The sequence below is a fragment of the Cryobacterium ruanii genome (assembly GCF_004404055.1).
In the GTDB taxonomy this organism is placed as follows: Bacteria; Actinomycetota; Actinomycetes; order Actinomycetales; family Microbacteriaceae; genus Cryobacterium; species Cryobacterium ruanii.
This window is the reverse complement of record NZ_SOHK01000004.1, coordinates 61,717-86,365: the sequence shown is the minus strand read 5'-3', so window position 1 is coordinate 86,365 and position 24,649 is coordinate 61,717. Positions and strand designations below refer to the sequence as shown.

Sequence of the window (24,649 nt, the reverse complement as noted above, 5' to 3'; positions counted from 1 at the left end):
AGCCCTGTGTGGCACCTCGATAGAAAACAAGACGACGACGACGTGCTTTCCAAGTACCTGGACGTGCCCGTCGTCGACCCGCAAAACGTGACCAGTCCACACAACCTCAGTCTGGGCGACCCGGCCTTCACTGCCGGGAACATCGCCGAGCCGGTCTGGCAGCGCTGGCGCGACGAGCTTGCGGCGCTCGGCGGCCGTTCCCCGCTGCTGCACTTCACCGACGAAGCCCGCACCCGCATCGAGCTCAGCGCCACGCATCCCGGTGGACTGCCGCAGTTCATCATCGGCAAGACCACCCTGCTGTCCAACCTCATTCGTGACGAACTCGCGCTGCGCAACGCCCGCCTGGCCGCGAACGAGATCACCCAGAAGGGCATCGAACTGCGCTCCATGCGCGGCATCGAATCGGTCAATCTTGCCATCGGACTCGCCGAGTGGCGCTATCAGGACGTCGATTACAGCGCCCCGGTGCTGTTGCGCCCCCTTGCCATCCGTCGGTACGGCCGCGACTACGAGCTCAAGCTCAAGGGCCAGCCCTTTCTCAACCCCGAACTCGCCCGCGCCCTGAAAGACCAGTTTCAGATCGTGCTCGATGCTGATGCATTCGTGGCGCTCGCCGTGACCAACGGTGCGTTCAAACCGCAGCCCGTCATCGACCGCCTGCGCGGCCTGACCTCGCACCTTCCCTGGTTCAACGTCGTGCCCCGCCTCGTCGTGTCGTCATTCGCCTCTTGCGGGCAGGCGCTGGCCGCTGACGCGTCCAACCTCGACCATCCGCTGCTCGACGCCGTCGCCGGCAACATGACCGCGAAGCGCAATATCGAGACGGCCTACAACCCGGTGGTTCCGATCGGGCAGGATGCCCGCCCGCCGGCCACCGACACGCTGCTCGGCGACGCCGACCCCGAGCAGGAGAACGTCGTCGCGCAGATCGCGGCCGGCAACTCCCTCGTCGTGAAGACACTGCCGGGTACCGGCGGCACCCAGACCATCGTCAACGCGATCGGCTCGCTTGTAGCCCAGCACAAGCGTGTGCTCGTAGTGAGCGCCCGCCGGTCGAGCCTTGACGGCATCCACGGCCGCCTCGTGCAGGTAGGTCTGCCCGGCATCGCCGTGACCCCGCGCACCCTGCGCCGCGACCTGATCCAGTCCATCACCCGAAACGAGAAAGCCGCCCAGCCACGGGTTGGCGACGTCGACGATGCGCTCGTTCGCCTGCGCAAGGTGCTGCTCGACTATCGGTCAGCCCTTACCCGCCGCGACTCTGCCCTCGGCGTTTCGGTGCTCGACGCCCTCGGTGAACTCGCCCGGCTCGCCCAGCTGCCCGAACCGCCGTCGACGACGGCCCGCCTCGACCGGCACGCCCTCGAACTGCTCGCCCACTCTCGTTCGGCGGCCGCCGACACGCTGATCAAGGCCGCCATTCTCGGCGAATTCCGCTATGGTCCCGGCGACTCGCCCTGGTATGGCGCCTCATTCACCTCCACAGCGGATGCCTCCAACTCGCACCAGCTTGCCAAGCGCATCAACCAGATCGAACTGCCGCGGCTGCTCGAACGGGCCAACGGCCTGATCGGGCAAACCCGGCTGCGCCCGTTCGAGACGATCAACGAACTCGGCATCTACCTGCGCCTGCTGCTGGACATTCGGGAGACCCTCGACAAATTCCAGCCCGGTGTATTCGACCGGTCGCTCACCGAGCTGATCGCCGCCACCTCATCGCGCCGCGAATCGTCCGAGATGAGTTCGGCCAGCCGGCGTCGGCTGCGCAAGCTCGCCGAGGAGTACCAGCGCCCCGGCGTGCGGGTCACCGACATGAACGAGAGCCTGCGCCGCATTCAAAACCAGCGCACGCTCTGGCAGCGCTACGCGGCCGCCGGCGTCACCCCCGAGGTGCCGGTCGGCATCAACGATGTGCACGTCGCTTTTCAACGCGTCTCCGAAGACCTTGGCCTGCTCGACATTCCGCTCGGCGCCAGTGGAACGTCGCGCGCCCTGGCCGGGCGCCAGATCGGCGAGCTCGTCTCGATGATCTCCGGTCTCGCCGCGGAAAGCGAGGTGCTCGCCAACCTGCACGAGCGCACGGCGCTGCTGGCGACGTTACGCGAGCACAACCTCGACCCGCTCATGACCGATCTGTCCCATCGCCACGTCTCGGAGGAGAACGTGGCCGCCGAGCTGGAACTGGCGTGGTGGCAGTCCGTTCTCGAGATCATGCTCGCGAGCGACCGAGCGCTGCTGAACGCCAACACCCAGGTACTGGACCGCCTCGAAGCCGATTTCAAACTCGTCGACGAGGCTCACGCATCCGCTACCGGCAAGCTGCTGGCCTGGCTGCTTGCCGAGACCTGGAAGATCGGCGTCGTCGACTTTCCCGAGGAGGCCGACCAGCTGCGTCGACTGCTGCGCGCCGACCGCGCGACCCCGGCCCGGCTCAACGAAGTCGCCCCGCATCTTGGCCGTGTGCTCGCCCCGGTCTGGCTTGCCTCGCCCTACGAAATCGCCGGCATAAGCGACCAGATCACCTTCGACACCGTGCTGCTGGTCGACGCCGGCGCCACGACCCTCGCCGAAAACGTCGGCGCCATTCGCCGCGGCCGCCAGATCGTGGCGTTCGGCGACCCGGTCACCCAGACCCCGTCATCGTTCGAGACCGGCATTATCGGCTCGGGGGAGACCACGGCTCCCGAGGTGTCGGTCGACGCCCTGCACGCCGACTCCGCCCTGGCCCGCCTCGGCGAACTGCTGCCGACTCTCACGCTCACCCGCAGCTACCGGGCCGGCGGGGAAGACCTCGCCGAGCTCGTCAATCACCGCTTCTACGGCGGACGCATCGATTCCCTGCCCTGGGCCGGCAGCTTTCTCGGTCACGGCAGCCTCACCATCAACTATGTAGCCGGCGGCCGCGGCATGCCCGACGCCGACAGCGGCGCCATCGAGAGTGTTGACGCAGAAGTCGTGAAGGTCGTCGACCTCGTACTCGACCACGCGTCGAAACGCCCTCGCGAATCCCTCATGGTGATCACCGCGAGCACCCGCCACGCCGTGCGCGTGCAGCAGGCCGTGCTGGCCGCGTTCGCGAAGCGAACCGACCTCTCGGACTTCATACTGAAGGACCGCAGCGAACCGTTCACGGTGCTCACCCTCGAGCAGGCCGTAGCGCAGAGCCGCGACCGGGTCATCTTCTCGATTGGCTACGGCCGCACCCCGCACGGGCGCCTGCTGTCGAACTTCGGATCGCTCGGCGAGCCCGGCGGCGAACGCCTGCTCGCGATCGGCATGACCCGCGCTCGCCGTGCGCTCGACATCGTCTCGTGCTTTCGCCCGGCCGATATCGACGAGGATCGTCAGCGCCACGGAATTCTCGCGCTGTCGCAGGTGCTGAGCGAAACCGAAGCTCGTCGTGACGAGGTGCAGGTTCCCGACGCGAGTGAGGCCATGCTCGTCGACCTCGGTGGTCGCCTCAGAAAGCTGGGCCTCACCGTGCGCCTCGGCCACCGCGGCAAGCTCGCTCTCGCCGCTTCCTACGGCACCCGAGCGATCGTCGTCGAAACGGATGCCGTCGTCAATCGCGCGAGCCTGCGCGAGTCCCTGCGGCTGCGGCCCGAAGTGCTGCGCCGCCTCGGCTGGCACTACCTGCGCGTGCACAGCTTCGAACTGTTCAGCAACCCCGACGCCGTCGCGGCACGCGTGGCCGCGATCGCGGGCGTTCCTCAAGCGGACGCCGCCCCCCGCGCGTTCGCCAGTGGTGATGCTCCCACGATCGCCCCGAAACGGCCCGGCGCGTGACCACTCCTGATGCCGTGCCGCGCCTGGGCACGGCACGCCAGCCGGTCGTGAAAGCTGCGGGCAACGCTCGGCGCGCCAAGCTGCTGCCGGCACCGGATACCGATCCCAACCCGCACCCGCCGGTGCTGCGTGAAGAGGGAGGCGTGGCGCACACCGGAAGCGCACCCAGCGCGAACGAGGCACGGTTGCGGCAGGATCGCCCGCCGCACTGGTAGTCGCTAGTGCTTGGGCCCCTGCTCGGGAGCCGCTGCGGCGTTCTGAGCCAGCAGGTCGCGAATCTCGGTGAGCAGGTCGAGTTCGGTGGTTGGGTGGGGCACCACAGCGGATGGGACACCGGCGGCGCGCCGCCGATCCTGTGCTTCCTTGAGCTTGTTGAGCGGCAACACGATCACGAAGTAGACGACGGCGGCGATCAGCAGAAAATTGATGAGCGCGCCGATGACGGCGCCAAAGAGAATCGCGCTCTTGTTCGGCAACGTGACCACGAGGGCACCGGCCAGCGAGTCGGCGCTGAAGATCGCGGCGATGAGCGGGTTGAAGACGCTCGTGACGATGGCGGTGACGAGCGCGGTGAACGCCGTACCGATGACGACGGCGACAGAAAGATCGATGACGTTGCCGCGCATGATGAATTCTTTGAAACCGTTGATCACAGGGTGCTCCAATCGAATGACCTGGGAGACCGTCTTGGTCAGCGCCATGCTCTAAGACGCCTTTGCGGTCGGAACGGAGGAAGGCGATGAGGACTCCGTCTTGGCGGGGGTGCTCTTGGACGTCTTCTCGGCGGGCTTGCTCGCCGACGAGTCGCCCTTCTCGGCGGATTTCTCGCTCGGCTTGTGGTCGAGATTCGGGTTGGACCGCTTGGAATCCGACTTGGAGTCGTTGCTGTAGAAACCTGAGCCGCTGAAAGTCACGCCGATCGAGGAGAACACCTTGCGCAATTTTCCCTGGCAGCTGGGGCACACCGTGAGCGAGTGGTCGGTGAAGGCCTGCTGGATGTCGAAGGCGGTGTCGCACTCGGTGCAACGGTAAGAGTAAGTAGGCACTGAATCTCCAGCTGGTTGAGCCGACAGGCAAACGCCTGCCAGAACTAAGGTTATGCGCGCCGGAGCCCCCACCGGTTCAGAACGGGTGTCACCGGCGATAAAAACGGTCAGAAAGCAATGATTCGAGTCGGCGTCACGAGGCCGTTGACCGGCTGGTCGTGCACCTCGCGGGGAACTTCCTCGAGGTATTCGCTGTCGAACACGACGGCGTAAACCGGCGGGCATCTCTCCATCGAGCCGAGGGTCTTGTCGAAATAGCCGCGACCCCAACCCATGCGCAGGCCAGACTCGTCGACGGCCGCCGCCGGAACAATGATGAGGTCGACGTCATTGATGGCGATCGGGCCGAGCAGTGTGCCCACGGCTTCGGGCATGCCGGAAATCCCCATGAATTCTTCCTCATTCGTCCCGACGGTCCAATCGAGCAGGCCGTCTTCGCGCGAAATTGGAAACAGAATACGGATGCCTTCTGCCGTGGCCCAGTTGAGAAAAGGTCGAGTATCCGGTTCATTGCGTGCTGACAGGTAGCAGGAGATCGACCGCGCTGACAGGTCGAGAACGAGGCTTTGCAAGTTTTCGGTGAAGCCCGCCGTAGCCGCTTCGCGTTCCGAGGAGGTCAGGTTCTGGCGACGTTCGCGTAGTTCCGCTCTCAGCGCACGCTTTCGATGACCTGTGTCGGAGTCCATATAAGGCATCCTACTTGCCGCTAACCTAGTGGCCATGGGTACCCCGATAACTAAAGCCGTCATTCCCGCAGCTGGACTCGGAACACGCTTCCTCCCGGCCACCAAGGCGATGCCGAAGGAGATGTTGCCCGTTGTCGACAAGCCGGCCATTCAATACGTCGTCGAAGAGGCCGTCGCGGCCGGCCTCAGCGACGTACTGATGGTGACCGGGCGCAACAAGAACGCCCTGGAGAACCACTTCGACCGCATGACCGAGCTCGAGGCGATGCTCGAACGCAAGGGCGATCAGACCCGGCTCGCCAAGGTGCGCGAATCCAACGAGCTCGCCGACATCCACTACGTACGGCAGGGTGACCCGCGCGGCCTCGGCCACGCCGTGCTCCGCTCGCGTATGCACGTGGGCAACGAGCCGTTCGCGGTGCTGCTCGGTGACGACATCATCGATGCCCGCGACCCGCTGCTGACCCGCATGCTCGAGGAGCAGGTCAAGCGCGGTGCGAGCATCGTGGCGCTGCTCGAGGTCGACCCCTCGCAGATTCACATGTATGGCGCGGCCGCGGTCGAGGCCACCGACGATCCCGATGTCGTGCGCATCACCGGCCTGGTCGAGAAGCCCAGTAGCGAAGATGCGCCGTCCAACCTGGCCATCATCGGCCGGTACGTCCTGCGCCCCGAAGTCTTCGATATCCTCGAACACACGCCTCCCGGCAAGGGCAACGAGATTCAGCTCACCGATGCCCTGCAGGAGATGGCCGTCAACCCGCAGAGCACCGGCGGCGTGTACGGACTCATCTTTCGCGGTCGTCGCTACGACACCGGTGACCGGCTCGACTACATCAAGGCCATCGTGCAGCTCGCCGTCGATCGTGACGACCTCGGCGCCGACCTCAAGCCCTGGCTGCACGAATTCGTCGCAACGCTCGACTAACGCCCTACCCAGCCCCACCGGGCTTACCCGCCCACGACAGACAGGCGAACCGTGCCGATCGCAATTCCGACCCTTCGTGAGGGTGCCGTCACCCTGCGCCCCATCCGCTTGCGTGATGCGCGGGCGCTCGAGGGTGAGTTGCTGGCCAACCGATCGTGGTTGCGTAAGTGGGAGGCCACGAACCCCTACGCGCCGATGTCGTTCGACACGCGGGCGAGCATCCGGAGCCTGCTGACCCACTCCCGCACGGGCAATGGACTGCCATTCATCGTGGAACAGAACGGTGAACTGGCCGGGCAGCTCAACGTGTCGTCGATCACCTGGGGATCGCTGTCGTCGGCAACCATCGGCTACTGGGTGAGCGAAAAGTTCGCCGGCCAGTCGGTGACCCCGACGGCCGTCGCGCTCGCGACCGATTACTGCTTCTACCAGCTCGGGCTGCATCGCATGGAGATCTGCATTCGCCCGGAGAACAAGGCGAGCCTGAGGGTCGTCGAAAAGCTAGGCTTTCGCTATGAGGGGTTGCGCCGTCGCTACATTCATATCAACGGTGACTGGCGCGACCATTTCTGCTTCGGCCTTGTGGCCGAAGAACTCACGCAGGGCGTCATGCGCCGCTGGCACGACGGCCTGGTTCCAGCGGATACCGCGAGCGTCACCGCGGCAGATCTCGAGTCAGCCACGCATCCAGTGCGTGTCATTACCCGATGACGGCGAAGAATTTCCCAGTTCGGGGGCGGAATCAGTGTATTAACTTGGGTGACACACCGGGAGTAATCCTCGGCGGATGTGTTCGGGGCTCCTACCGTTGTCAACATGAGTAGTGAAGCATTGGGTGGTGGGGTCATGGTGGCGGTGGCTGCTGTGCTCTGGGTGGCCTACCTGATGCCAACCTGGTCACGTCGCAAGCAGTACCAGGCGACCGAGCGAAATGCGGTTCGATTGCAGCAGACGCTGCGTATTCTGGCGGAAACCGCTGAGGTGCCGCAGCAAGTGCGGCTCGAAGCGACTGCCCGCACCGTGGCTGAGCAGCAGCGTATTCTGGCCCGGGCCGAACATGATGCCCGGGCTGAAGCGCAGGCGGTAGCAAATGCCGCCACCTCGGTGCGCCGCGCCGCCGCCGCGGTGGCCGCCGCGGCCGCACAGCGCCTGCCGGAGTCGCCGGGCAAGAAACTTCGACGCCTTCGTCGGTTCCGCGCCCTGGTCTCGCTGGCTTTGTTGCTCGGCTTCGTGCTGACGGTCGCCGGGGTCGCTCCGGCCGTCGCTGGCTCGTTCACCGCGCTGGTCGCTGGCGGGGTCGTCATGGTGGCCGCGTTCGGCATCCTCGGGCGGCTGGCCACGGTCGCCCGTTCCGCTCGCGTCGTGCGAGTGCAAGCCCCGGTGGAGTTGCCCGTGCTCATCGGGCAGCCGTTTGAACCCGTGCAACTCGACGAGGCTCCGGTCGCTCCGGCGACCTGGACGCCGCAACCGGTGCCACGTGCGCTGCATCTCTCGCGCGGATCGATCGCACAGACGGCGATGGCATCCGTTGAAGCGGCCAACCAATTGCGCAAGGCCGCCGCCGAGGCGGAGGTCACTCGACGCGCCGCCGCGCTGGCCGACGAGGCCAACCGCGCGGTCACACCGATCTCGCGACCGACAGCAGATGCGGTGCCGAGCCGGTTTGCGTCAATGGGCATCGTCGGTGAGACCAGCCCGGGCATGACCGACCTTGACGCCGTGCTGCGTCGTCGACGCGCGGTCTGATTCGCGCGGTCTGATCAGCTCATCGCGCCGGAAGCGGATAAACTGACGGCTAGCCCGTGATATTGTTCAAAGGCAGTTTGGGGCTATGGCGCAGTTGGTAGCGCGTCTCGTTCGCAATGAGAAGGTCAGGAGTTCGAATCTCCTTAGCTCCACCACTCTGTGAGAAAAGTCCCGGCCACGGTCGGGACTTTTCTCATTCCCCGTTCAGCCCGCTAGACGATCGGGGGGCGCTGCAGGGGCTGGGTGATGCGGCTGGCCTCGTCGAGCAGTAGCTGGCCCAGAATCTTCTGCCGCTCGGGCTTGAATCGCGGCTCGATTCCGGTGAGCGAGAGCGCCTAGCCGGGGCGGCCGCTCCGGTCGAAGATCGCGGCGCCCATGCCCCAGCAAGCGTGGCCGAGATGCCGCGCGCGGTGAGATCTGCACGGCCGACCTACGGATTACCTATGCGGTTTCGTAGTGGTGGGATGCCTCGCGCTGTTCAGTCTGCTGGCGGCGCCGTGGATCCACCGTGTTGAGCACGTTGCTGGGCGCAGGCCCCCCCGCTTGGCCCAGTAGATCTCGTGCTCGGCCTGCTTGATCCGCCGCAGTCAGTGCGATGCGGACGCAAAAATGGCTGCCTCCGCGGCTGTCGCCGGGGCATCCGCTTCACGGGGGTTGGTCATTTGACGGCGGTTCTACGCTGCGCGGTGATCTGCTCGGTGACCGGGCCGAGCTTGGCGCGCTGGATCTCGGCGTAGACGTGGGAGCGCAGTTGCATGAAGCGGGGCAGGGCGCGCGTGTTGAGCTGGTCGCGCTCGGCGGGCAGGTCGATTTTGAGGTCTTCCTGCACGACGGTCGGCGAGCTCGAGAGCACGATGACGCGCTCGCCGAGATAGACGGACTCGTCAATGTCGTGGGTGACGAACAAAATCGTCACGCCAAGCTGTTTCCAGATGGTGCGGATGAGGTCTTCAAGATCGGCGCGAGTTTGCGCGTCGACGGCCGCGAAGGGCTCATCCATGAGCAGCACCTGAGGGCGGTAGGCGACGGCGCGGGCGATCGCGACGCGCTGCTGCATGCCGCCCGACAGCTGCCACGGGTAACTTTTGGGCACATGGTCGAGTCCGACCGACTTGAGGGCGGCGTCAACCAGCGCGGCGCGTTCGGCCTTGGGAACTTTCTGGTTCTTCAGTGGCAGTTCCACGTTCGCGTGCACGGTCATCCAAGGAAAGAGGCTGCGGCCGTATTCCTGAAAGACGACGGCCATCGATTTCGGCGGACCGGTGACGCTGCTGCCGTTCAACTCGACGGTGCCGCTGGTCTGTTCCATCAGGCCGGAGATGCACTTGAGCAGCGTGGTCTTGCCCGAACCGGAGGGCCCGACGAGGCAAACCAGTTCGCCCTCGGCGAGGTCGAAGGTGAGGTCGCGCACGGCCTCGACTTCACCGCCGGGTACCGCGTAGATCTTTTGCAGGCCGCGCACTGAGAGCATTGGCACGGTTTCGACGGGCTGGTTCTTGGTGGGCTCGTTAACTGTCATGAGTGATCTCCTTCAGACCGTGGTACCAGTGCAGTACCCGTCGTTCGACGAATTGAAAGATGATGGCCAGGCCCAGGCCGATCAGGCCGAGCACGACGATTCCGCTCCACATCTCGGGGATGGCGAAGTTGCGCTGGAACTGCACGATGGTGAAGCCCAGTCCCGAGGAGGAGGCAAACATTTCGCTGATCACCATGAGAATCAGGCCGATCGACAGTGATTGGCGCACTCCGGCCATGATCTGCGGTGTCACTGCGGGAAGCACGAAATAGCGGATGCGCGCGAAACCGCGAATACCGAAGCTGCGGCAGCTGTCGTTCAGCACGGAGTCGACGGCGCGCACGCCCTCGACGGTGTTGAGCAGCACTGGCCAGATCGAGCCGGAGATGATGACGGCAACCTTCATGCTGTCGTTGACGCCGATGAGCAGCATGAGCAGTGGCACGAGCACCGGCGGTGGGATGGCGCGAAAGAATTCGAGGAGTGGCTCGAGCAGGTTGCGCAGCCAGCGCGTGGATCCGATGAGCAGGCCGAGCACGATGCCGAGGCCGATCGCGAAGAACAAGCCGACCGCGAGGCGGCCGAGGCTTGGCAGCACGTCTTCGACGAAGCGGTCACCGATCCAAGTGGTCCACAGAGTCTGGGCGAGTTCGATGGGCTTGGGCACGAAGAAGTTCGTCGACCCGAACGAGAGCGCCCACCAGAGCACGATAAGCAGAATGGGCAGACCGAAAAAGTAGGCGACACGCTTGAGGGGACTCACAGTACGACCTCCCCTCTTACGGAGGGATGCCAGGACAACACCCGTTTTTCAAGGATGCGGGCGGCAAGATTGATGAGAACGCCGATCATGCCGGTGGCCAGCACGAGGGCATACATCGAAGAGATGGCGCCGCCGGATTGGGTGAGCGCGATCTGCTTGCCCAGGCCCGGGGTGCCGATGATGAGTTCGGCGGTGATCGCCAAAATCAGGGCGACTGCCGCGGCCAAGCGCAACCCGGTCATCAGATAGGGCAAGGCGGTGGGCCAGATCACATAGCGCACCCGAGCGAGACGGCCGAGGCCGTAACTCTTGGCGGTGTCGTTGGCTACGGCATCCACATCGGCGATGCCGTAAAGCAGTTGCAGCAGCACCTGCCAGAAGGAGGCGTAGACGACCAGCAGCAGCGTCGACTCGATGCTGGTACCGAAGATCAGCACGGCGAGCGGAATCAGTGCGACCGACGGGATCGGGCGCAAAAACTCGATTGTGGTGTGGGTGGCGCGGCGCAGAAACCGGCTGGAACCGATGATGAGTCCCACGATGATCGCGGCGACCGTGGCGATGGCAAGGCCCAGGGCCCAGCTCGTCATAGTGTCGGCGACATCCTTCCAGAATGCGGCTTCGGTGAGGTACTGGCCGAGGCGCACGAGTACCTCGCTCGCCGGCGGTAGATAGCGGTCGCTAACCAGGCCGAGGCGGGGAGTGGCTTCCCAGATCAGGAAGAACAGGATAATTCCGCCGATGCCCAGGCCCAAAGCTTTCGCCCTGGGCCCGGCAGCAGCGCTAGGTTGCTTTCTCATACTGGCAAGCCACTTCCTCGTGGTCGGTGCGACTCAAATGGATGCTGTCGATTACGGCAGGAAGCTGCTCATGTCGGGCGCGGTCTCGACCACGCCGTACTTGAGGGCCGCCTGGCCAAGCGCCGTGACGGCGTCCACGTTGAACTCGGTGGGGAACTTCGGCAGCACGATCTTTGCGAGCACCTCGGGCGGCGTCTTGGTGTAAGTCGCGATGATCGCCCGCACGGCGTCGGGGTTGGCCTGAGCGTATTGCAGCGACTTCTTCATCGCTGCCTGAAACTTGTCCACGAGTTCCGGGTCGCTCTCAACGGTTGCGGCAGAGGAGAAATAGGCGGCGATGTCGAGGTCGGCTTCAAATTCCGAGAAACTGTAGGCGAGAACGCGGTTGCCGTTTTCCACTGCTGCCGTGACGAACGGCTCAACGACGAAGGCGGCGTCGACCTGGCTGTTTTCCACGGCGGCGCTGGCATCAGGGAAGGGGATCTCGACGAACGAGACGGTCGACGAGTCGCCACCGGCGCTGTCAATCGTGCTGCGTGCGACGGTATCGAGGAGATTATTGAGGCTGTTGGTCGAAACGGTCTTGCCGTTCAAGTCGGCGAGGGTCTCAATGGCCGAATCGCCGCTGACGACGATGGCGCCCATGTCGCTGGTGACGTCCCCGGTCGACGCGACGGCTGAATTGACCAGCTTGAGCGGTAGGCCTTTATCGTTGGCGACCATGAGCGAGCCGAGGTTGCTGAAGCCGAACTGGTAGTCGCCGCTGACGACAGCGGGAACGATGGCGGCGCCGCCGGTGGCGGTTTCAATTGTGAGGTCGAGTCCCTCATCTTCGAAGAAGCCCTGTTCGAGGCCCAGGTAAAGGGGCGCAGTGTCGGCGATGGGGATGACCCCCACCGTGATGGGGGTGAATTCGTCGCTGCCGGCGGGGGCTGCGGTGTCGGCGCCGGCCGAGCAGGCGCTGAGGGCGATGACGGATGCCGCGGCAAATCCGATCACGAGCATTTTCTTCATGTCACTCCATTGTGTGGTGGTGCGAATCGTGCTGCTGTGGGTGTTTGGGCGCTGTAAGCATGGGTCAGAAAGACTGATCGGCTCTAATTGGAGATTAGCCATGGATTTCACCCCGAAAACATGCGCTTCCGTCCAGTGGAAGTACTGGGCGGATCCCGGTAGCGTGGCGGGTAATGAGCGGAAAACCAGTACAGAAGCGCACCAACGACGACGGGGTAGACGGGCACAGTGCCGCCGTCGACGATCGATCCGTCGCGGCCCGGCTCTTCGCCATTCTCGACGCCTTCGCCGCGCCCGCTGGAGCGACCTCACTTACCCTCACCCTGACAGCCATCGCTCAACGCGCTGGCCTGCCGCTTTCGACCACACATCGTCTCGTGGCCGAGTGGGTCAGCTGGGGCGGCCTGAGCAAACACGAGAACGGCCAATACTCACTCGGCATGAAGCTGTGGGAAGTCGGCGTGCAGACCCCGACCGCTCGTAACCTGCGCACCATCGCGCTGCCCTACCTGGAGGACCTCTATGAGACGACGCGCGAACACGTGCACCTCGCTATTCTCGACGGGCGTGACGCGCTGTACCTGGAGAAGCTCTCGGGCCATCACGCAGTGCGCCTGATTTCGCGGGTCGGTGCGCGCCTGCCGCTGCACTCGACCGGGGTTGGGCTGGTGCTGTTGGCCTATGCGCCGACCGATGTGGTGCAGGAATATCTCGCCACGAGCCTGCAGCGCTTTCTGCCGCGCACGGTCACCGAGCCAGAGGCAGTGCGAAAGCGGCTCGCCGAGATTCGCTTGCTGGGCATCGCTCGCATGTCCGAGGAGATGACCGCCGGCTCGAGTTCTCTCGCTGCCCCCATTCGTGACCGCACCGGCCAAGTGGTAGCGGCCGTGTCCGTCGTGACCCGCACCACCGACACGGTCGACCCAGAGCAGGAGCAAGCCGTACGTCTGGCTGCGCAGGGGGTCAGCCGGGCGTTGGGATACCGGCGTGCCCAGCAGTGATGGATTGTCGACATTTTCACTGAGTGGAAACATTGCAACGCGCCCGCGCGCAGCGCAGCACACTGATCACAACACCCCTGTCATCGTCGCTTGGAGAACCTGTGCCCCACGAAACCACCCGCGTCGCCATCATCGGCGCCGGTCCCGCAGGCCTTCTCCTGAGCTGGGCCCTTCGCGAAGCCGGCATCGATTCGATCGTCGTCGAAAACCGCTCGCAGGAGTACGTGCTCGCCCGCATCCGGGCCGGTGTACTGGAACAGGGCTCGGTCGAAACGCTCACCCGCCTCGGGCTAGGCGACCGCCTCGCATCTGAGGGCCTGCAGCACGACGGCATCTTTCTGCAGTACGCCGGCGAGCGACACAACGTGAACTTCAACGAGCTGATCGGCCGCACCGTCACTGTGTACGGCCAGCAGCAGGTCGTGAAAGACCTCGCCACCGCGCACGCCGCCGCCGGGTCGACGATCTACTACGAAGCGTCCGATGTGGCCGTCGATGGCCTCCTGACCAAGCACCCATGTGTGACGTTCGTGCACGATGGCGCGCAGCACACCATCGACGCCGACTTCGTCGTGGGCGCCGACGGTTTTCATGGCATCTGCCGCGCGTCGATCCCCACCGAAGAGATCACCCTGTTCGACCGCAGCTATCCCTACGCCTGGCTCGGAATCCTTGCCGACGTCGCCCCGTCCTCCGACGAGTTGGTCTATGCCCTGCACGAAGACGGGTTCGCGATGCTCTCGATGCGCTCGCCGGTCGTCTCCCGCCTGTACCTGCAGGTCGACCCGGCCGACGATATCGCGCAGTGGTCCGATTCCCGCATCTGGGAGGCGCTGCACACCCGGCTCAGCACCCCGGGCTGGACCCTGAATGAAGGCCCGATCACCGACAAGTCGATCACCCCGATGCGCAGCTTCGTCGCCTCCCGTCTCGCCTACGGCAACCTGTTCCTGGTCGGCGACGCCGGCCACATCGTGCCGCCGACCGGCGCGAAGGGCCTCAACTCGGCCATCTCCGACGTCACCCAGCTTGCCGCGGCGCTCACCGCGTTCTACGCGAACAACGAAACCCTGCTCAGCAGCTACAGCGAGACCGCGCTGGCCCGGCAATGGCGGGTGCAGCAGTTCTCCCGTTGGATGACGGAGATGCTGCATACCAGCCCCGGTGACCTGCAGACCGGAGCCTTCGACTACCGCAGCCAGCTCGGCCAGCTCGACTATGTCACCCATTCCCCGCTTGCCCAGCGCATGTTAGCCGAGCAGTACACCGGCCTCCTGCTCCAGTAGAAATCGAGGACACCATGAGCCACACCGCCTCACGCCCCGGCACCGGCCCGGCGACCCAGAACGAGATCACCGCCGAGATCGAAACGATCGAAGCGGATGCCGCAGCGCGCGTCGCCGCCGGTGGCTCGCCCGAGCTGCAGCCGCGCCGCGACTACGCCCCGTACCGCAGTTCCCTGCTGCGGTACCCCACCCACGAGCTCGTGCGCGTCGATCCGGAAGAGGTCGAACGCGTCTCGCCCGCATTCGGCCATACCGACGTCAACGTGCTCGAGAGCGACCTCACCATTCAGCACGCCGGCGAACCGATCGGCGAACGGATGACCGTGAGTGGCCGGGTGCTCGACGGTGAGGGCCGTGCCGTGCGGCACCAGCTGATCGAAGTGTGGCAGGCCAACGCCGGCGGCCGCTACGTGCACAAACGCGACCAGCACCCGGCTCCGCTCGACCCCAATTTCACCGGGGTCGGCCGTGCCATCACCGGCTCCATGGGAGAGTACTCGTTCACCACGATCAAGCCCGGACCGTACCCGTGGAAAAACCACATGAATGCGTGGCGACCCGCGCACATCCACTTCTCGCTGTTTGGCACCGCGTTCACGCAGCGCCTGATCACGCAGATGTACTTTCCCGGTGACCCGCTGTTCGCGCTCGACCCGATCTACCAGTCGATCGCCGATGCTGATGCTCGCGCGCGCCTGGTCGGGCAGTACGACCACAGCCTGAGCGTGCCCGAGTTCTCGCTCGGATACCGCTGGGACATCGTGCTCACCGGACCCAAGTCGACCTGGATGGAAAGCGAAGAAGACCATGACTGATTTCGTCGAAGTGGCTGCCGCCGTGCCTACTCCCGCCCCGCAGAAGCCAGCGCTGCAGACCCCCTCGCAGACGGTCGGCCCGTTCTACGGCTACGCCCTGCCCTATGACGGCGGACCGCAACTGGTTCCCGGGTACCATCCCCGCGCCATCCGCTTTCACGGTACTATCACCGACGGCGATGGCGAGCCGATCCTCGACGCCCTGCTCGAGATCTGGCAAGCCGACGAGAGCGGTACGCTCAGCCGAGAACTCAGCAGCATCGACCGCGACGGCTTCACTTTCACCGGGTTCGGGCGCTGCGCCACCACGATCGGCGGCCACTACACCTTCACGACGCTCAAGCCCGGGGCCGCCGGGGCGGCAGCGCCCTACATTCTGGTGACCCTGTTCGCCCGCGGAATCACCCACCACCTGTTCACCCGTGCCTACTTCGCCGAGGATGCCGCACTGCACCAGACCGACGCCGTGCTGGGCGCTCTGCCCGCCGAACGCCGCGACACGCTCATCTGCGTGTCAGAGGGAATCGTCGGGGGGGCCGAGTCGTACCGCTTCGACATTCGCGTGCAGGGCGAGAACGAGACCGTTTTTCTGGACTTCGATGCCTAACTACAGTTTTGATGCCGGGCTGCTCAACCCGCTGAGCCACGGCACCCGGGAGTCAGAGCTGACTAGCGACCAGGCGTGGCTGCAGGCGATGGTGGACGCCGAGCTCGCGCTCACCCGCGCGCTCGTCGACGCCGAACTGGCCCCCAAGTGGATGCTCGCGGTCTGCGACGTGCTCGCCGACGCTGATCAGTTCGACCTCGGCGCGATCGCCGCCGAAGCCCGAAACGGCGGAAACCCAGTGATCCCGTTCGTGAAACACCTCGGACGCGCGGCCGAGAAGGTGCGGGCCGGGGCGTCCGACCACATCCACGTCGGCGCGACCAGCCAGGACATACTCGACACGGCCGCCATGATCGTGGCACACCGGGTGACCTGCGAGCTGATCCATCAGCTCGATTCCCTCGGAGGAACGCTCGCCGACCTCGCCGATGAACACCGTGGCACCGTGATGAGTGGTCGCACCCTCGGTCAGCAGGCCTCGCCGACGAGCTTCGGCTTCGTCGCGGCCGGCTGGCTCGACGCCGTGTTGCTCATCGTCACCCGCCTGGACGGAATGCGCGATACCCTACCCGTGCAGCTCGGCGGCGCGGTCGGCAACCTTGCCGTGATCACCGAAATCGCCAGGACCCGCCGCAGCGACGCGGTCACCGCCGACGTTCTCGACTCCGTTCTGGAGCGGTTTGCCCACCACACCGGCCTGGTCGTACCGCGCCTGAGCTGGCACACCAACCGCGTCGTCATCTCCGAACTCGCCTCTGTGCTCGCGGCCGCGACCGGTGTCGCCGGCACTATCGCGCTCGACGTGTCGGTGCTCTCCCGCACCGAGATCGCCGAGCTCAGCGAGCGCCTGGCTCCCGGCCAGGGCGGATCCAGTGCCATGCCGCACAAACGCAACCCGGTCTCGGCCGTGCTGATCACGGCAGCGGCGCTGCAGACGCCGGGCCTCGCATCCACCCTCTATGGCAGCATGCTGGCCGAAGACCAGCGCCCGAGCGGGGCCTGGCATGCCGAATGGCAGTCGCTTCGGGTGCTCGAACGGCTCACCATCTCGGCGGTGACCGGTGCGGCGTCGCTCGCGGCCCGCCTCGACGTCGACCCGGATCGGATGCGCGCCAACCTCGACCTCACCGACGGGCTCGTGTTTAGCGAGCGGGTCACTACGATTCTGGCCGGCGCTGTCGGCAAGACCACCGCCTTCGCGCTCGTGGAACGTGCCTCGCAGGAAGCCTTCGTCACCAACCGGCCGCTGCAGGTCGTGCTCGCGAGCATCCTCATCGCCGAGGGCTGCACCGACGCGCTGCGTGCCCAGATCTGGGCGGCCTTCAGCTACGAGGGCGAGCCGGGCCAGTCCACGGCTGGCATCGACCGGGTCGTGCGCAGCTTTCGCCAACGAGCGGCCGTGTCAGACCGAGACGGTATCGTCGAAGCAGGCCCCTTGTCCAACGACGTGAGGATCGCATGAGCCAGCCCGTCATTCTGTGCACCATCGAGCTGGCGCGAAACGGCGACGCCAACGCACCCCTGATCGTGCTCGGGCCTTCGCTCGGCACCACCACCGACCTTTGGGCCGGTGTCGTGCCGGTGCTCGCCGCAACCCACCGGGTACTCTGCTTCAACCTGCCCGGGCACGGGTTCAGCCCGAAAGCGTCTACCGCCTTCACGATCGAGGAGGTCGCCGACGCCGTCGTCGGCCTGATCAATTCGATCGATGTCGACACCTTCTCTTATGCCGGAATCTCGTTGGGCGGCGCTATCGGCCTCGCCCTCGCCGTCAACCATCCGGCGCGCCTCGCGAGCCTCGCGGTGTTCTGCTCCGGCGCGAAGATCGGCACCTTCGATGCGTGGACCGAACGGGCTGCCGGGGTGCGGGCGAGCGGTACCCCCTCGCTCGTGGCAGGCAGCGCCGCCCGCTGGTTCGCCCCCGACTTTCTCGGCCGCGATCCTCAGGCCGGCGCCCATGCGCTCAACCAGTTGCTCGACATCGACGACGAATCCTACGCGCTCGCCTGCGAAGCGCTCGCTCTGTTCGACCAAACCGATGCCCTCAGCGGCATCCGCACGCCCGTGCTGTGCATCTCCGGCGAGTTCGATTCGGTGACACCGACCGCGCAGCTGCAGGAGCTGGCTGCGCGCATCGTCGGCGCCCGCGCCATCGAGCTGGCCGGTGCCGCGCACCTGCCGTCGCTCGAGCGTCCGGCAGAGGTCGCCGCGCTGCTGGGGGAGTGGGTGGCGGGGGCGCCCGGTGCTGGCATCGGATTTGCGGCGACGCAGCCGGCCGAACCGCTGCCGGCGAGCCGCACCGCAACATCCGCTTATGCTGACGGCATGGTGGTGCGCCGCGCGGTACTCGGCGACACCCACGTCGATGCGGCCAACGCCGCGATCACCCCCGAAACCGCGGCGTTCCAGGACTTCATCACCCGCTATGCCTGGGGTGAGATCTGGACCAGGCCGGGCCTTGACCGGCGCACCCGCAGTTTTTTGACCATCGCCGCGCTCGTTACCGGCGGGCACGAAGTCGAGCTTGCGCTGCACGTGCGTTCCGCCCTGACCAACGGGCTGACCCGCGCCGAGATCAGCGAGGCCATTATGCACACCGCGATCTACGCGGGCGTGCCGGCCGCCAATGCCGCCTTCGCCGTGGCCCGCACGACCTTCGCGGGGCTTGATGCCGCAGCCGCGGCTGCTTCGCCCGACCCCGGTCGTGGCTCCACACCCGACGATTCCGACGACACTGCCATTCGGCCGAGCTAAAGGACCAGCATATGGATAAGACCTACCCCTCCGCCGCGGCCGCCGTCGCCGATATTCCCGACGGTGCCTCGCTCGCCGTTGGCGGTTTCGGCTTGGTCGGCGTGCCGATCGTGCTCATTCGAGCGCTGCTCGCTCTCGGCAGCACCAACCTGCACGTCGCGTCGAACAACTGCGGCGTCGACGGCTGGGGGCTCGGCGAACTGCTGCGCGAGGGTCGCATCGCCCGGGTGATCGCCTCCTACATTGGCGAGAACAAGGACTTCGCTCGCCGTTACCTCGGTGGTGAACTCGAGGTCGAGCTCAGCCCGCAGGGCACCCTCGCCGAGCGGCTGCGGGCCGGTGGCACCGGAATTCCGGCGTTCTTCACCGCGAGCGGCGTCGGCACCATGGTCGCCGACGGCGGACTGCCCTGGCGCTACGGCCCCGACGGCACGGTGACCGTGTCGAGCCCGCCGAAGGAAACCCGCCGCTTCTCCTCGCTCGGCAGTGAGAAGGAATACGTTCTCGAAGAGGCCATCGTCACCGACTACGCCCTCGTGCGCGCAGCCAAGGGCGACCGGCACGGCAACCTCGTGTTCGAGAAATCGGCTCGCAACTTCAACCCGGTCGCCGGCATGGCTGGCCGCATCACCATCGCCGAGGTCGACGAACTGGTCGAACCCGGCCAGATCGACCCCGACCAGGTGCACCTCGCCGGCATCTATGTGAACCGCATCGTGCAGCTCGGCGCGGTGGACGCCGCCGACCTGCCGATCGAGAAGACCACGACGCGGCCGCGGCCGGCAACAGAAGTTGGAGCGAACTGATGGCCCTCACCCGCAACGAGATGGCGGCCCGCGCCGCCCAGGAACTCGCCCCCGACTCCTATGTCAATTTGGGCATTGGTCTGCCGACGCTCATTCCGAACTTCCTACCCGAGGGCATACACGTCGTATTGCACTCCGAAAACGGTGTGCTCGGCGTCGGACCCTACCCGTGGGAGGGTGAGGCCGATCCCAAACTGATCAACGCCGGCAAGGAAACCGTCACCGTCAACCCGGGCGCGGCCTACTTCGATTCGGCGCAGAGTTTTGGAATGATCCGCGGCGGCCTCATCGACGTTGCTGTGCTCGGTGCCATGCAAGTGAGCGTCGCGGGTGATATCGCCAACTGGGCGGTGCCCGGCAAGATGATCAAGGGCATGGGCGGCGCGATGGACCTCGTGCACGGCGCCGACACCGTTATTGTCGTGATGGAACACGTGACCAAATCCGGCGACTTCAAGATCAAGAAGATCTGCGACCTGCCGCTCACCGGCAAAGCCGTCGTCACCCGCATCATCACCGACCTCGCCGTCATCGACGTTACCCCCGGGGGCCTCGTGCTGCGCGAGGTCGCGCCCGGCGTCACCGTCGACGACGTGCAGGCCGCGACCGAGGCGGCCCTGCTCGTGCCGACGCCGCCGACCACGATCACGACGCTGATACGAGCGGCCGAATGACGCCGACCGCGCTGCGACGGGTCGTCATCTGCGAACCGCTCCGCACCCCGATCGGGCGTTTCGGCGGCGCGTTCAAGACCGTCGCGCCGGCCGATCTCGCCGCAGCGGTCATCACCGCGCTGATCGAACGCACTAATCTGAACGGCGCCCTCGTCGACGACGTCATCTTCGGCCAGGCCTATCCCTCGGCCGAGGCCGCGCCGGTTGCCCGTGTCGCCGCCCTGAACGCCGGCCTGCCCGTCACCGTCGGAGGCGTGCAGGTCGACCGGCGTTGCGGCAGCGGCCTGCAGGCCATCCTCGACGCCGCTATGCAGGTGCAGACCGGCGTGAGTGACCTGCTCATCGCCGGCGGCGTCGACGTCATGAGCCAGGCCCCGCTGTACACGGTCGATTCCCGCTGGGGTCTGGCTGGAACCGCCGGTGTGCTGCTGCGCGACGCCCTCGGCCGCGGCCGGGAAACCGCCGGCGGACGCCATTACCCGGTTCCCGGCGGTATGCTCGAAACCGCTGAGAACCTGCGCCGCGACTACTCCCTCGACCGCGTCGAACAAGACGAACTCGCCGTGGAATCTCAGCGTCGCGCCCTCGCCGCCGTCGCGGACGGCCGCTTTCTCGATGAGATCGTGCCGGTCACCGTGCCCGGCCGCAAGGGTCCCGTCGTCGTGTCCGTTGACGAGACCCCCCGCGAAACCACCCTCGAGGCCCTCGCCGGCCTCAAACCGATCATGGGCAAAGCGGATGCCGCCGCCACCGTCACCGCCGGCAACGCGAGCGGGCAAAACGATGCGGCCGCCGCGTGCATCGTGACCACCCCGGAACGCGCCGCCGCGCTCGGCCTCACCCCGGTCGTGCGCCTCGTCTCTTGGGCGCGCGCCGGCGTCGAACCCTCACGCATGGGCCTCGGCCCGGTGCCCGCGACGAAGCTCGCGCTCGAGCGTGCCGGACTCACTCTCGCCGACATCGACCTGATCGAGCTCAACGAGGCCTTCGCCGCTCAGGTGCTCGCGGTCAGCCGGGAGTGGAACTTCACCCTGGAAGACTGGGCACGCACCAACGTCAATGGCTCCGGCATCTCGCTCGGCCACCCGGTCGGCGCGACCGGCGCCCGCATTCTCGCCACCGCGAGCCGCCACCTACAGCGCACCGAGGGCCGCTACCTGCTCGAAACCATGTGTATCGGCGGCGGGCAAGGACTTGCGGCCGTCTTCGAGCGCGCGTAACAGCATGCGTTTCGCCAACCATGTCGAAATCGCGATCGCGCATATTTGTTATGCCAGACAGTGCATGACTGCTTGGCGAGCGGATGGCCGGAGGCGAGCCGCTACTGGAACGCGGAGATGCCCGTGATGGCCCGGCCGACGACGAGGGTGTTGATCTCGTAGCTGCCCTCGTAGGTGAAGAGCGCTTCGGCGTCGGCGAAGACGCGGGCCATACCGAAATCGGTGGAGATGCCGTTGCCGCCGAGCACCGAACGGCCGAGCGCCACGGATTCCCGCATGCGCCCGCTCGCCGAGGCCTTGGCCATCGCGGCGTGCTCGGGCCGCAACGTGCCGGCCTGCTGCAGCTGCGCGATGCGCACCATCGTGCCGAGGGAGGTCGTTGCGTTCTCCAGGATGCGCACGAGCTTCTCCTGCACCAATTGGAACGATGCGATCGGCTTGCCGAACTGCCGGCGTTCGAGGGCGTAGCGCAGCGCGCAGTCGTAGGCGGCGAACTGCAGCCCGACGGTCTGCCAGCCCACCCAGACGCGGCTATTGGTGAGCAACCGGTTGGTGTCGCGAAAACTCGTGGCTCCGGGCAGGCGGTCGCGCTCGGCGACCACGACGTTATCGAGGGTGATCGTGGCGTTCTGCACGATGCGGAGGGCGATCTTGTTCTCGATCTTTTCCGCTGTGAACCCCTGCAGGGCCGAGCTGACGATGAACCCCTTGATCTGGTCGTCGGCGGTGTCGCGCGCCCAGACCAACACGTTGGCGGCGAAGGTTCCACTGCCGATCCACCGTTTGACGCCGTTCAGGGTCCACGATGCGCCGGTGCGGGTGGCGGTCGTCTCCATGTTGCGGGACACGTCGGAGCCGTGGTCCGGTTCGGTGAGCGCGAACGCGCCGATTCTGCGCAGGGAGATGGCGTCGGCCAGGTAGCGGTCGCGCTGGTCGTCGGTGCCCAGCTGTGCGATGGCCGCCGCGAACAGGCCGCTGTGCACGCCGACGAAGGTGGAGATGGAGGCATCCACCCGGGCGAGCTCGACGGTCATGAAACCGTGCAGCAGAAAGTTGTTGCCGCGCGCACACAGATCCACGAGGTTGAGGGCGGCGAGCGTCGGAATGATCTCGAACGGAAACGTCGCGTTGTTCCAGTGCTCGGCCACGATCGGCCGCACGTCGCGCTCGAGCACCGCACGGGCCTCGGCCACGAGCTGCTGCTCCTCGGGGGCGAGCAGGTCCTGGTAGGAGAAGAAATCGGCGGTCGGGCCGGTGTAGAACTCGGGGCTGCAGGCTTCGGTGCTGCCGATCTGCGGGCTGTCAACGGCGATGCTCATGGCTGGTCCTCTCTGACCTGGTACCCCTGAATTGTGCGCCAATCCGTAAAATTGCGCAATCTCTCGCCGGAAGACCGTGCATAGTGCGTCTGGACTGCCCGGTAAGACCTCTCAGATTGCCCCCGATGCGCGATGTTAGCGGGTAGCGGAGGTGTTCATGGTGAGCACGTCGGTGCCGTCCAGGTCGTGCAGGGCGAGCGTCACCGTCACGGCGCCGAGCGTGCCGAGCGAGCTCACGTGGGTTCCGCCGCAGGGGATGCGCACACTTGCGTCCGGCAGCTCGCAGACCCAGAAGCGGCGATCCGTCAACAAGTCGCCGTCGCGGTCGACGCGCACCGTGGCATCCGTTTCGGTCCAGACAAGAAGGGTCGCGTTGACGGCCGCTTCGATCGAGGCGAGCGCCTCGGCGAATCCCTCGACCGTGAAGCCCTTCTTGCGCAGCGACTTGCCGAGTCGGTACGTGTCGACGGAGGCGTTCTGGCCGATAAGCGACTCGTCGATGGCGAGGCCGTCGAAGTCGGGGTGGCCGAGGGCGTCGGGGCGTACCTCCTTCTTCCAGCGGTCGGCGAGGGCGTCGTTGAGGGCTAGTGAGGCGAGGTGGCAGCTGGTGTGGCCGGCACTTGTGGCATCGCGCAGGCTTTCGTCGACCTCGACGGTGACCGTGTCGCCGGCCGAGAGCCCGGCCGCGTCGACCACGTGCACGACGACGAAGGCCCAGCCGGGCGTTCCCTTGCCCACCGGAATGTCGTCGCCGATATACAACGCCGACCCGTCGGTGGCTCCCACGATGCAGTCCTCGACCGGCCAGAAAGCGGCGCCGTGGTGCAGCAGCGCGAGGTCGGGCCCCTGGTCAGGCCAGCCGGCGTCGACCGGATGCACGCAGGTCGCGTCGAGAAGCACGGCCGAGCGTCCGTCGGCGAGCGGTTCGGAGTGCAACACGGTCGCCTGCAGGTCGACGGCTCCGCTCGGGTACAGCACGCGGGTATCTTCGCTGGGCAGGGTCATGGCTGGTCCTTTCGGTGCTGCCGGCAGGCCGCGAAACGCATGCTGACGGCCGGGCGGCTGCGCCGGGCACGCGTGGATGCACCGGCCAGGCCGTTCAGTGGAGCGGATGCTGCGGTGTGAGTAGAACCGGCAAGGAAAAAGGGTGCCGTCACGATCGTGGCGGCACCCCGTGCGCTTGTTGGCCCCTAGCTCTTGCGGGCCCGGGAAGCGGTCTCTTCAGACTTCGCCTTCTTGTCGGCCCTTTTTTCCTTGAGGGACTTGTCGGCAACCTTTTTGGTTGCGTCCTTTTTCGGTGATTTATCAGCCATTGTGTACTCCTTCGCGCCGAGCCGTGGGGCCCCGTCATCTCGAGAATACGCGGGTTTGCCGCAAACGTCATCTTGCGCGGCCGACCGAACCGGTCAACCCGGCAGCAACCCTGTGCATGACTGCCGGTGTGTCGTATGCTGTCGCTGCACTGAACCCCACCCCGTCGAAAGGTCACCCTCATGAGCCATAGCGCCACCTACCGGGCAGTACTCTTCGGACCGAACCCGATCGCCGCCGGAACCGAGGTGGAGCTTGAATATGTCGACGGTGTCTACCAGAACGTGATCGTGCTCGAGGCGGTCGAGGACACCGAAACGATCACGCGCACCTACAAGCGCGGCCACGAGACCGAGGAACCCATCCCGTACCGGTTCGTCGAGGAGGACGTCGCCGAAGCCGACGGCGAGGCCGACGTTCCCAACTGACCTGCCGCGCTTGTCTCGGCGCGGGGGTGACGGCATCCGTTTATATGCGGATGCCGTCGTCCCGAACGTGAACGTACCCGCGCTGGAGTTAGATGCGTGCGGTGTTAGATGCGCTTGGTGTTAGATGCGCTTGGTGT

Annotated in this window: 25 protein-coding genes, 1 tRNA gene and 1 pseudogene; 16 read left to right on the top strand and 11 right to left on the bottom strand. The window is 66.0% G+C overall.

All coding sequences use genetic code 11. The features are described from left to right. Positions 1-6: 6 nt before the first annotated feature. Together E3T47_RS01150 and E3T47_RS01145 are read left to right on the top strand one after the other, a co-directional pair. On the top strand, positions 7-3,789 hold the full coding sequence (locus E3T47_RS01150) for an ATP-binding protein (RefSeq protein ID WP_134553815.1): 3,783 nt from the start codon (positions 7-9) through the stop codon (positions 3,787-3,789). Further along, positions 3,786-4,004: a hypothetical protein gene (locus tag E3T47_RS01145; RefSeq protein ID WP_134553814.1), complete on the top strand. Its 219-nt coding sequence runs from the start codon at positions 3,786-3,788 to the stop codon at positions 4,002-4,004. Before E3T47_RS01150 ends, E3T47_RS01145 begins: the two co-directional genes overlap by 4 nt. A 3-nt stretch (positions 4,005-4,007) precedes the next feature. Here E3T47_RS01145 and mscL read toward each other — a convergent pair whose 3' ends face one another. From mscL to E3T47_RS01130, 3 genes are all read right to left on the bottom strand, one after another. After that, on the bottom strand, positions 4,008-4,490 hold the full coding sequence (gene mscL, locus E3T47_RS01140; protein ID WP_241981839.1) for a large conductance mechanosensitive channel protein MscL: 483 nt from the start codon (positions 4,488-4,490) through the stop codon (positions 4,008-4,010). A 3-nt stretch (positions 4,491-4,493) separates the two neighbouring features. Continuing rightward, a complete protein-coding gene (locus E3T47_RS01135; protein ID WP_134553813.1) occupies positions 4,494-4,835 on the bottom strand; it encodes an FmdB family zinc ribbon protein in 342 nt (113 codons plus the stop codon). A gap of 107 nt (positions 4,836-4,942) precedes the next feature. Next, a complete protein-coding gene (locus E3T47_RS01130; protein ID WP_134553812.1) occupies positions 4,943-5,521 on the bottom strand; it encodes a 5-formyltetrahydrofolate cyclo-ligase in 579 nt (192 codons plus the stop codon). Positions 5,522-5,555: 34 nt separating this feature from the next. Here E3T47_RS01130 and galU point away from each other — a divergent pair, with 34 nt between their 5' ends. The 4 genes from galU (at position 5,556) to E3T47_RS01110 (ending at position 8,350) form a co-directional block, all read left to right on the top strand. After that, complete coding sequence (gene galU / locus E3T47_RS01125) at positions 5,556-6,449, top strand: UTP--glucose-1-phosphate uridylyltransferase GalU (protein ID WP_134553811.1); 894 nt, start codon at positions 5,556-5,558, stop codon at positions 6,447-6,449. Between the two features lie 51 nt (positions 6,450-6,500). After that, on the top strand, positions 6,501-7,160 hold the full coding sequence (locus E3T47_RS01120) for a GNAT family N-acetyltransferase (RefSeq protein ID WP_134553810.1): 660 nt from the start codon (positions 6,501-6,503) through the stop codon (positions 7,158-7,160). Between the two features lie 105 nt (positions 7,161-7,265). Then, entirely contained in the window at positions 7,266-8,195 is a 930-nt protein-coding gene (locus E3T47_RS01115; protein WP_134553809.1) for a hypothetical protein, read from the top strand. Between the two features lie 79 nt (positions 8,196-8,274). After that, positions 8,275-8,350, top strand: a tRNA-Ala gene (locus E3T47_RS01110). 57 nt (positions 8,351-8,407) lie between these two features. Here the strand turns inward: E3T47_RS01110 and E3T47_RS16205 are convergent. The 5 genes and pseudogenes from E3T47_RS16205 to E3T47_RS01085 form a co-directional block, all read right to left on the bottom strand. After that, positions 8,408-8,578, bottom strand: a pseudogene (locus E3T47_RS16205) (IclR family transcriptional regulator); the annotation flags it as partial. Between the two features lie 275 nt (positions 8,579-8,853). Beyond that, the gene (locus E3T47_RS01100; RefSeq protein WP_241981838.1) at positions 8,854-9,714 is read right to left on the bottom strand and encodes an ABC transporter ATP-binding protein; all 861 of its coding nucleotides are present in this window, start codon (positions 9,712-9,714) and stop codon (positions 8,854-8,856) included. Then, positions 9,704-10,477, bottom strand: coding sequence for an ABC transporter permease (locus tag E3T47_RS01095; protein ID WP_134553808.1), 774 nt, complete (start codon positions 10,475-10,477; stop codon positions 9,704-9,706). The genes E3T47_RS01100 and E3T47_RS01095 overlap by 11 nt, the downstream gene beginning before the upstream one ends. Continuing rightward, positions 10,474-11,277, bottom strand: a complete 804-nt coding sequence (locus E3T47_RS01090) for an ABC transporter permease (protein WP_134553807.1) — start codon at positions 11,275-11,277, stop codon at positions 10,474-10,476. Before E3T47_RS01090 ends, E3T47_RS01095 begins: the two co-directional genes overlap by 4 nt. A 51-nt stretch (positions 11,278-11,328) precedes the next feature. Further along, positions 11,329-12,291 (bottom strand): ABC transporter substrate-binding protein, encoded by a 963-nt coding sequence (locus E3T47_RS01085; RefSeq protein ID WP_134553806.1) that lies wholly within the window; start codon positions 12,289-12,291, stop codon positions 11,329-11,331. A gap of 173 nt (positions 12,292-12,464) precedes the next feature. Here E3T47_RS01085 and E3T47_RS01080 point away from each other — a divergent pair, with 173 nt between their 5' ends. The 9 genes from E3T47_RS01080 (at position 12,465) to E3T47_RS01040 (ending at position 21,454) form a co-directional block, all read left to right on the top strand. Then, entirely contained in the window at positions 12,465-13,292 is an 828-nt protein-coding gene (locus tag E3T47_RS01080; protein ID WP_134553805.1) for an IclR family transcriptional regulator, read from the top strand. A 101-nt stretch (positions 13,293-13,393) separates the two neighbouring features. After that, entirely contained in the window at positions 13,394-14,578 is a 1,185-nt protein-coding gene (locus tag E3T47_RS01075; protein WP_134553804.1) for a 4-hydroxybenzoate 3-monooxygenase, read from the top strand. 14 nt (positions 14,579-14,592) lie between these two features. Next, the gene (gene pcaH, locus E3T47_RS01070) at positions 14,593-15,393 is read left to right on the top strand and encodes a protocatechuate 3,4-dioxygenase subunit beta (RefSeq protein WP_134553803.1); all 801 of its coding nucleotides are present in this window, start codon (positions 14,593-14,595) and stop codon (positions 15,391-15,393) included. Beyond that, positions 15,386-16,000 carry a protocatechuate 3,4-dioxygenase subunit alpha gene (gene pcaG / locus E3T47_RS01065; RefSeq protein ID WP_134553802.1) on the top strand — a complete coding sequence of 205 codons (615 nt, stop codon included), beginning with the start codon at positions 15,386-15,388 and terminating at the stop codon, positions 15,998-16,000. Before pcaH ends, pcaG begins: the two co-directional genes overlap by 8 nt. After that, a complete protein-coding gene (locus tag E3T47_RS01060) occupies positions 15,993-17,462 on the top strand; it encodes a lyase family protein (RefSeq protein WP_134553801.1) in 1,470 nt (489 codons plus the stop codon). Before pcaG ends, E3T47_RS01060 begins: the two co-directional genes overlap by 8 nt. Next, entirely contained in the window at positions 17,459-18,754 is a 1,296-nt protein-coding gene (pcaDC, locus tag E3T47_RS16635; protein ID WP_134553800.1) for a bifunctional 3-oxoadipate enol-lactonase/4-carboxymuconolactone decarboxylase PcaDC, read from the top strand. The genes E3T47_RS01060 and pcaDC overlap by 4 nt, the downstream gene beginning before the upstream one ends. Before the next feature lie 11 nt (positions 18,755-18,765). Continuing rightward, positions 18,766-19,560, top strand: a complete 795-nt coding sequence (locus E3T47_RS01050; RefSeq protein WP_134553799.1) for a CoA transferase subunit A — start codon at positions 18,766-18,768, stop codon at positions 19,558-19,560. Continuing rightward, positions 19,560-20,234 (top strand): 3-oxoacid CoA-transferase subunit B, encoded by a 675-nt coding sequence (locus E3T47_RS01045; protein ID WP_134553798.1) that lies wholly within the window; start codon positions 19,560-19,562, stop codon positions 20,232-20,234. Before E3T47_RS01050 ends, E3T47_RS01045 begins: the two co-directional genes overlap by 1 nt. Next, entirely contained in the window at positions 20,231-21,454 is a 1,224-nt protein-coding gene (locus E3T47_RS01040; RefSeq protein ID WP_174844620.1) for an acetyl-CoA C-acetyltransferase, read from the top strand. Before E3T47_RS01045 ends, E3T47_RS01040 begins: the two co-directional genes overlap by 4 nt. A gap of 101 nt (positions 21,455-21,555) precedes the next feature. Here E3T47_RS01040 and E3T47_RS01035 read toward each other — a convergent pair whose 3' ends face one another. The 3 genes from E3T47_RS01035 to E3T47_RS16505 all read right to left on the bottom strand — a co-directional run bounded on the left by E3T47_RS01035 (position 21,556) and on the right by E3T47_RS16505 (position 24,086). Next, complete coding sequence (locus tag E3T47_RS01035; protein WP_134553797.1) at positions 21,556-22,773, bottom strand: acyl-CoA dehydrogenase family protein; 1,218 nt, start codon at positions 22,771-22,773, stop codon at positions 21,556-21,558. A 135-nt stretch (positions 22,774-22,908) separates the two neighbouring features. Continuing rightward, the gene (locus E3T47_RS01030) at positions 22,909-23,778 is read right to left on the bottom strand and encodes an alanyl-tRNA editing protein (protein ID WP_134553796.1); all 870 of its coding nucleotides are present in this window, start codon (positions 23,776-23,778) and stop codon (positions 22,909-22,911) included. A gap of 185 nt (positions 23,779-23,963) precedes the next feature. Then, the gene (locus E3T47_RS16505) at positions 23,964-24,086 is read right to left on the bottom strand and encodes a hypothetical protein (protein ID WP_255408738.1); all 123 of its coding nucleotides are present in this window, start codon (positions 24,084-24,086) and stop codon (positions 23,964-23,966) included. Positions 24,087-24,266: 180 nt separating this feature from the next. On the opposite strand from E3T47_RS16505, the gene E3T47_RS01025 reads away from it, so the two are divergent. After that, positions 24,267-24,512 (top strand): hypothetical protein, encoded by a 246-nt coding sequence (locus tag E3T47_RS01025; RefSeq protein WP_134553795.1) that lies wholly within the window; start codon positions 24,267-24,269, stop codon positions 24,510-24,512. Positions 24,513-24,649 lie beyond the last annotated feature (137 nt).

Excerpts from the sequence above, each read along its gene's own strand:
- E3T47_RS01100 (WP_241981838.1), bottom strand. The coding sequence starts at position 9,714 with ATGACAGTTAACGAGCCCACCAAGAACCAGCCCGTCGAAACCGTGCCA.
- E3T47_RS01025 (WP_134553795.1), top strand. The coding sequence starts at position 24,267 with ATGAGCCATAGCGCCACCTACCGGGCAGTACTCTTCGGACCGAACCCG.
- E3T47_RS01130 (WP_134553812.1), bottom strand. The coding sequence starts at position 5,521 with ATGGACTCCGACACAGGTCATCGAAAGCGTGCGCTGAGAGCGGAACTA.
- galU (WP_134553811.1), top strand. The coding sequence starts at position 5,556 with ATGGGTACCCCGATAACTAAAGCCGTCATTCCCGCAGCTGGACTCGGA.
- E3T47_RS01090 (WP_134553807.1), bottom strand. The coding sequence starts at position 11,277 with ATGAGAAAGCAACCTAGCGCTGCTGCCGGGCCCAGGGCGAAAGCTTTG.
- pcaH (WP_134553803.1), top strand. The coding sequence starts at position 14,593 with ATGAGCCACACCGCCTCACGCCCCGGCACCGGCCCGGCGACCCAGAAC.
- E3T47_RS01050 (WP_134553799.1), top strand. The coding sequence starts at position 18,766 with ATGGATAAGACCTACCCCTCCGCCGCGGCCGCCGTCGCCGATATTCCC.
- E3T47_RS01040 (WP_174844620.1), top strand. The coding sequence starts at position 20,231 with ATGACGCCGACCGCGCTGCGACGGGTCGTCATCTGCGAACCGCTCCGC.
- mscL (WP_241981839.1), bottom strand. The coding sequence starts at position 4,490 with ATGGCGCTGACCAAGACGGTCTCCCAGGTCATTCGATTGGAGCACCCT.
- E3T47_RS01080 (WP_134553805.1), top strand. The coding sequence starts at position 12,465 with ATGAGCGGAAAACCAGTACAGAAGCGCACCAACGACGACGGGGTAGAC.
- E3T47_RS01060 (WP_134553801.1), top strand. The coding sequence starts at position 15,993 with ATGCCTAACTACAGTTTTGATGCCGGGCTGCTCAACCCGCTGAGCCAC.
- E3T47_RS01085 (WP_134553806.1), bottom strand. The coding sequence starts at position 12,291 with ATGAAGAAAATGCTCGTGATCGGATTTGCCGCGGCATCCGTCATCGCC.
- pcaG (WP_134553802.1), top strand. The coding sequence starts at position 15,386 with ATGACTGATTTCGTCGAAGTGGCTGCCGCCGTGCCTACTCCCGCCCCG.
- E3T47_RS01035 (WP_134553797.1), bottom strand. The coding sequence starts at position 22,773 with ATGAGCATCGCCGTTGACAGCCCGCAGATCGGCAGCACCGAAGCCTGC.
- pcaDC (WP_134553800.1), top strand. The coding sequence starts at position 17,459 with ATGAGCCAGCCCGTCATTCTGTGCACCATCGAGCTGGCGCGAAACGGC.
- E3T47_RS16505 (WP_255408738.1), bottom strand. The coding sequence starts at position 24,086 with ATGGCTGATAAATCACCGAAAAAGGACGCAACCAAAAAGGTTGCCGAC.
- E3T47_RS01045 (WP_134553798.1), top strand. The coding sequence starts at position 19,560 with ATGGCCCTCACCCGCAACGAGATGGCGGCCCGCGCCGCCCAGGAACTC.
- E3T47_RS01115 (WP_134553809.1), top strand. The coding sequence starts at position 7,266 with ATGAGTAGTGAAGCATTGGGTGGTGGGGTCATGGTGGCGGTGGCTGCT.
- E3T47_RS01030 (WP_134553796.1), bottom strand. The coding sequence starts at position 23,778 with ATGACCCTGCCCAGCGAAGATACCCGCGTGCTGTACCCGAGCGGAGCC.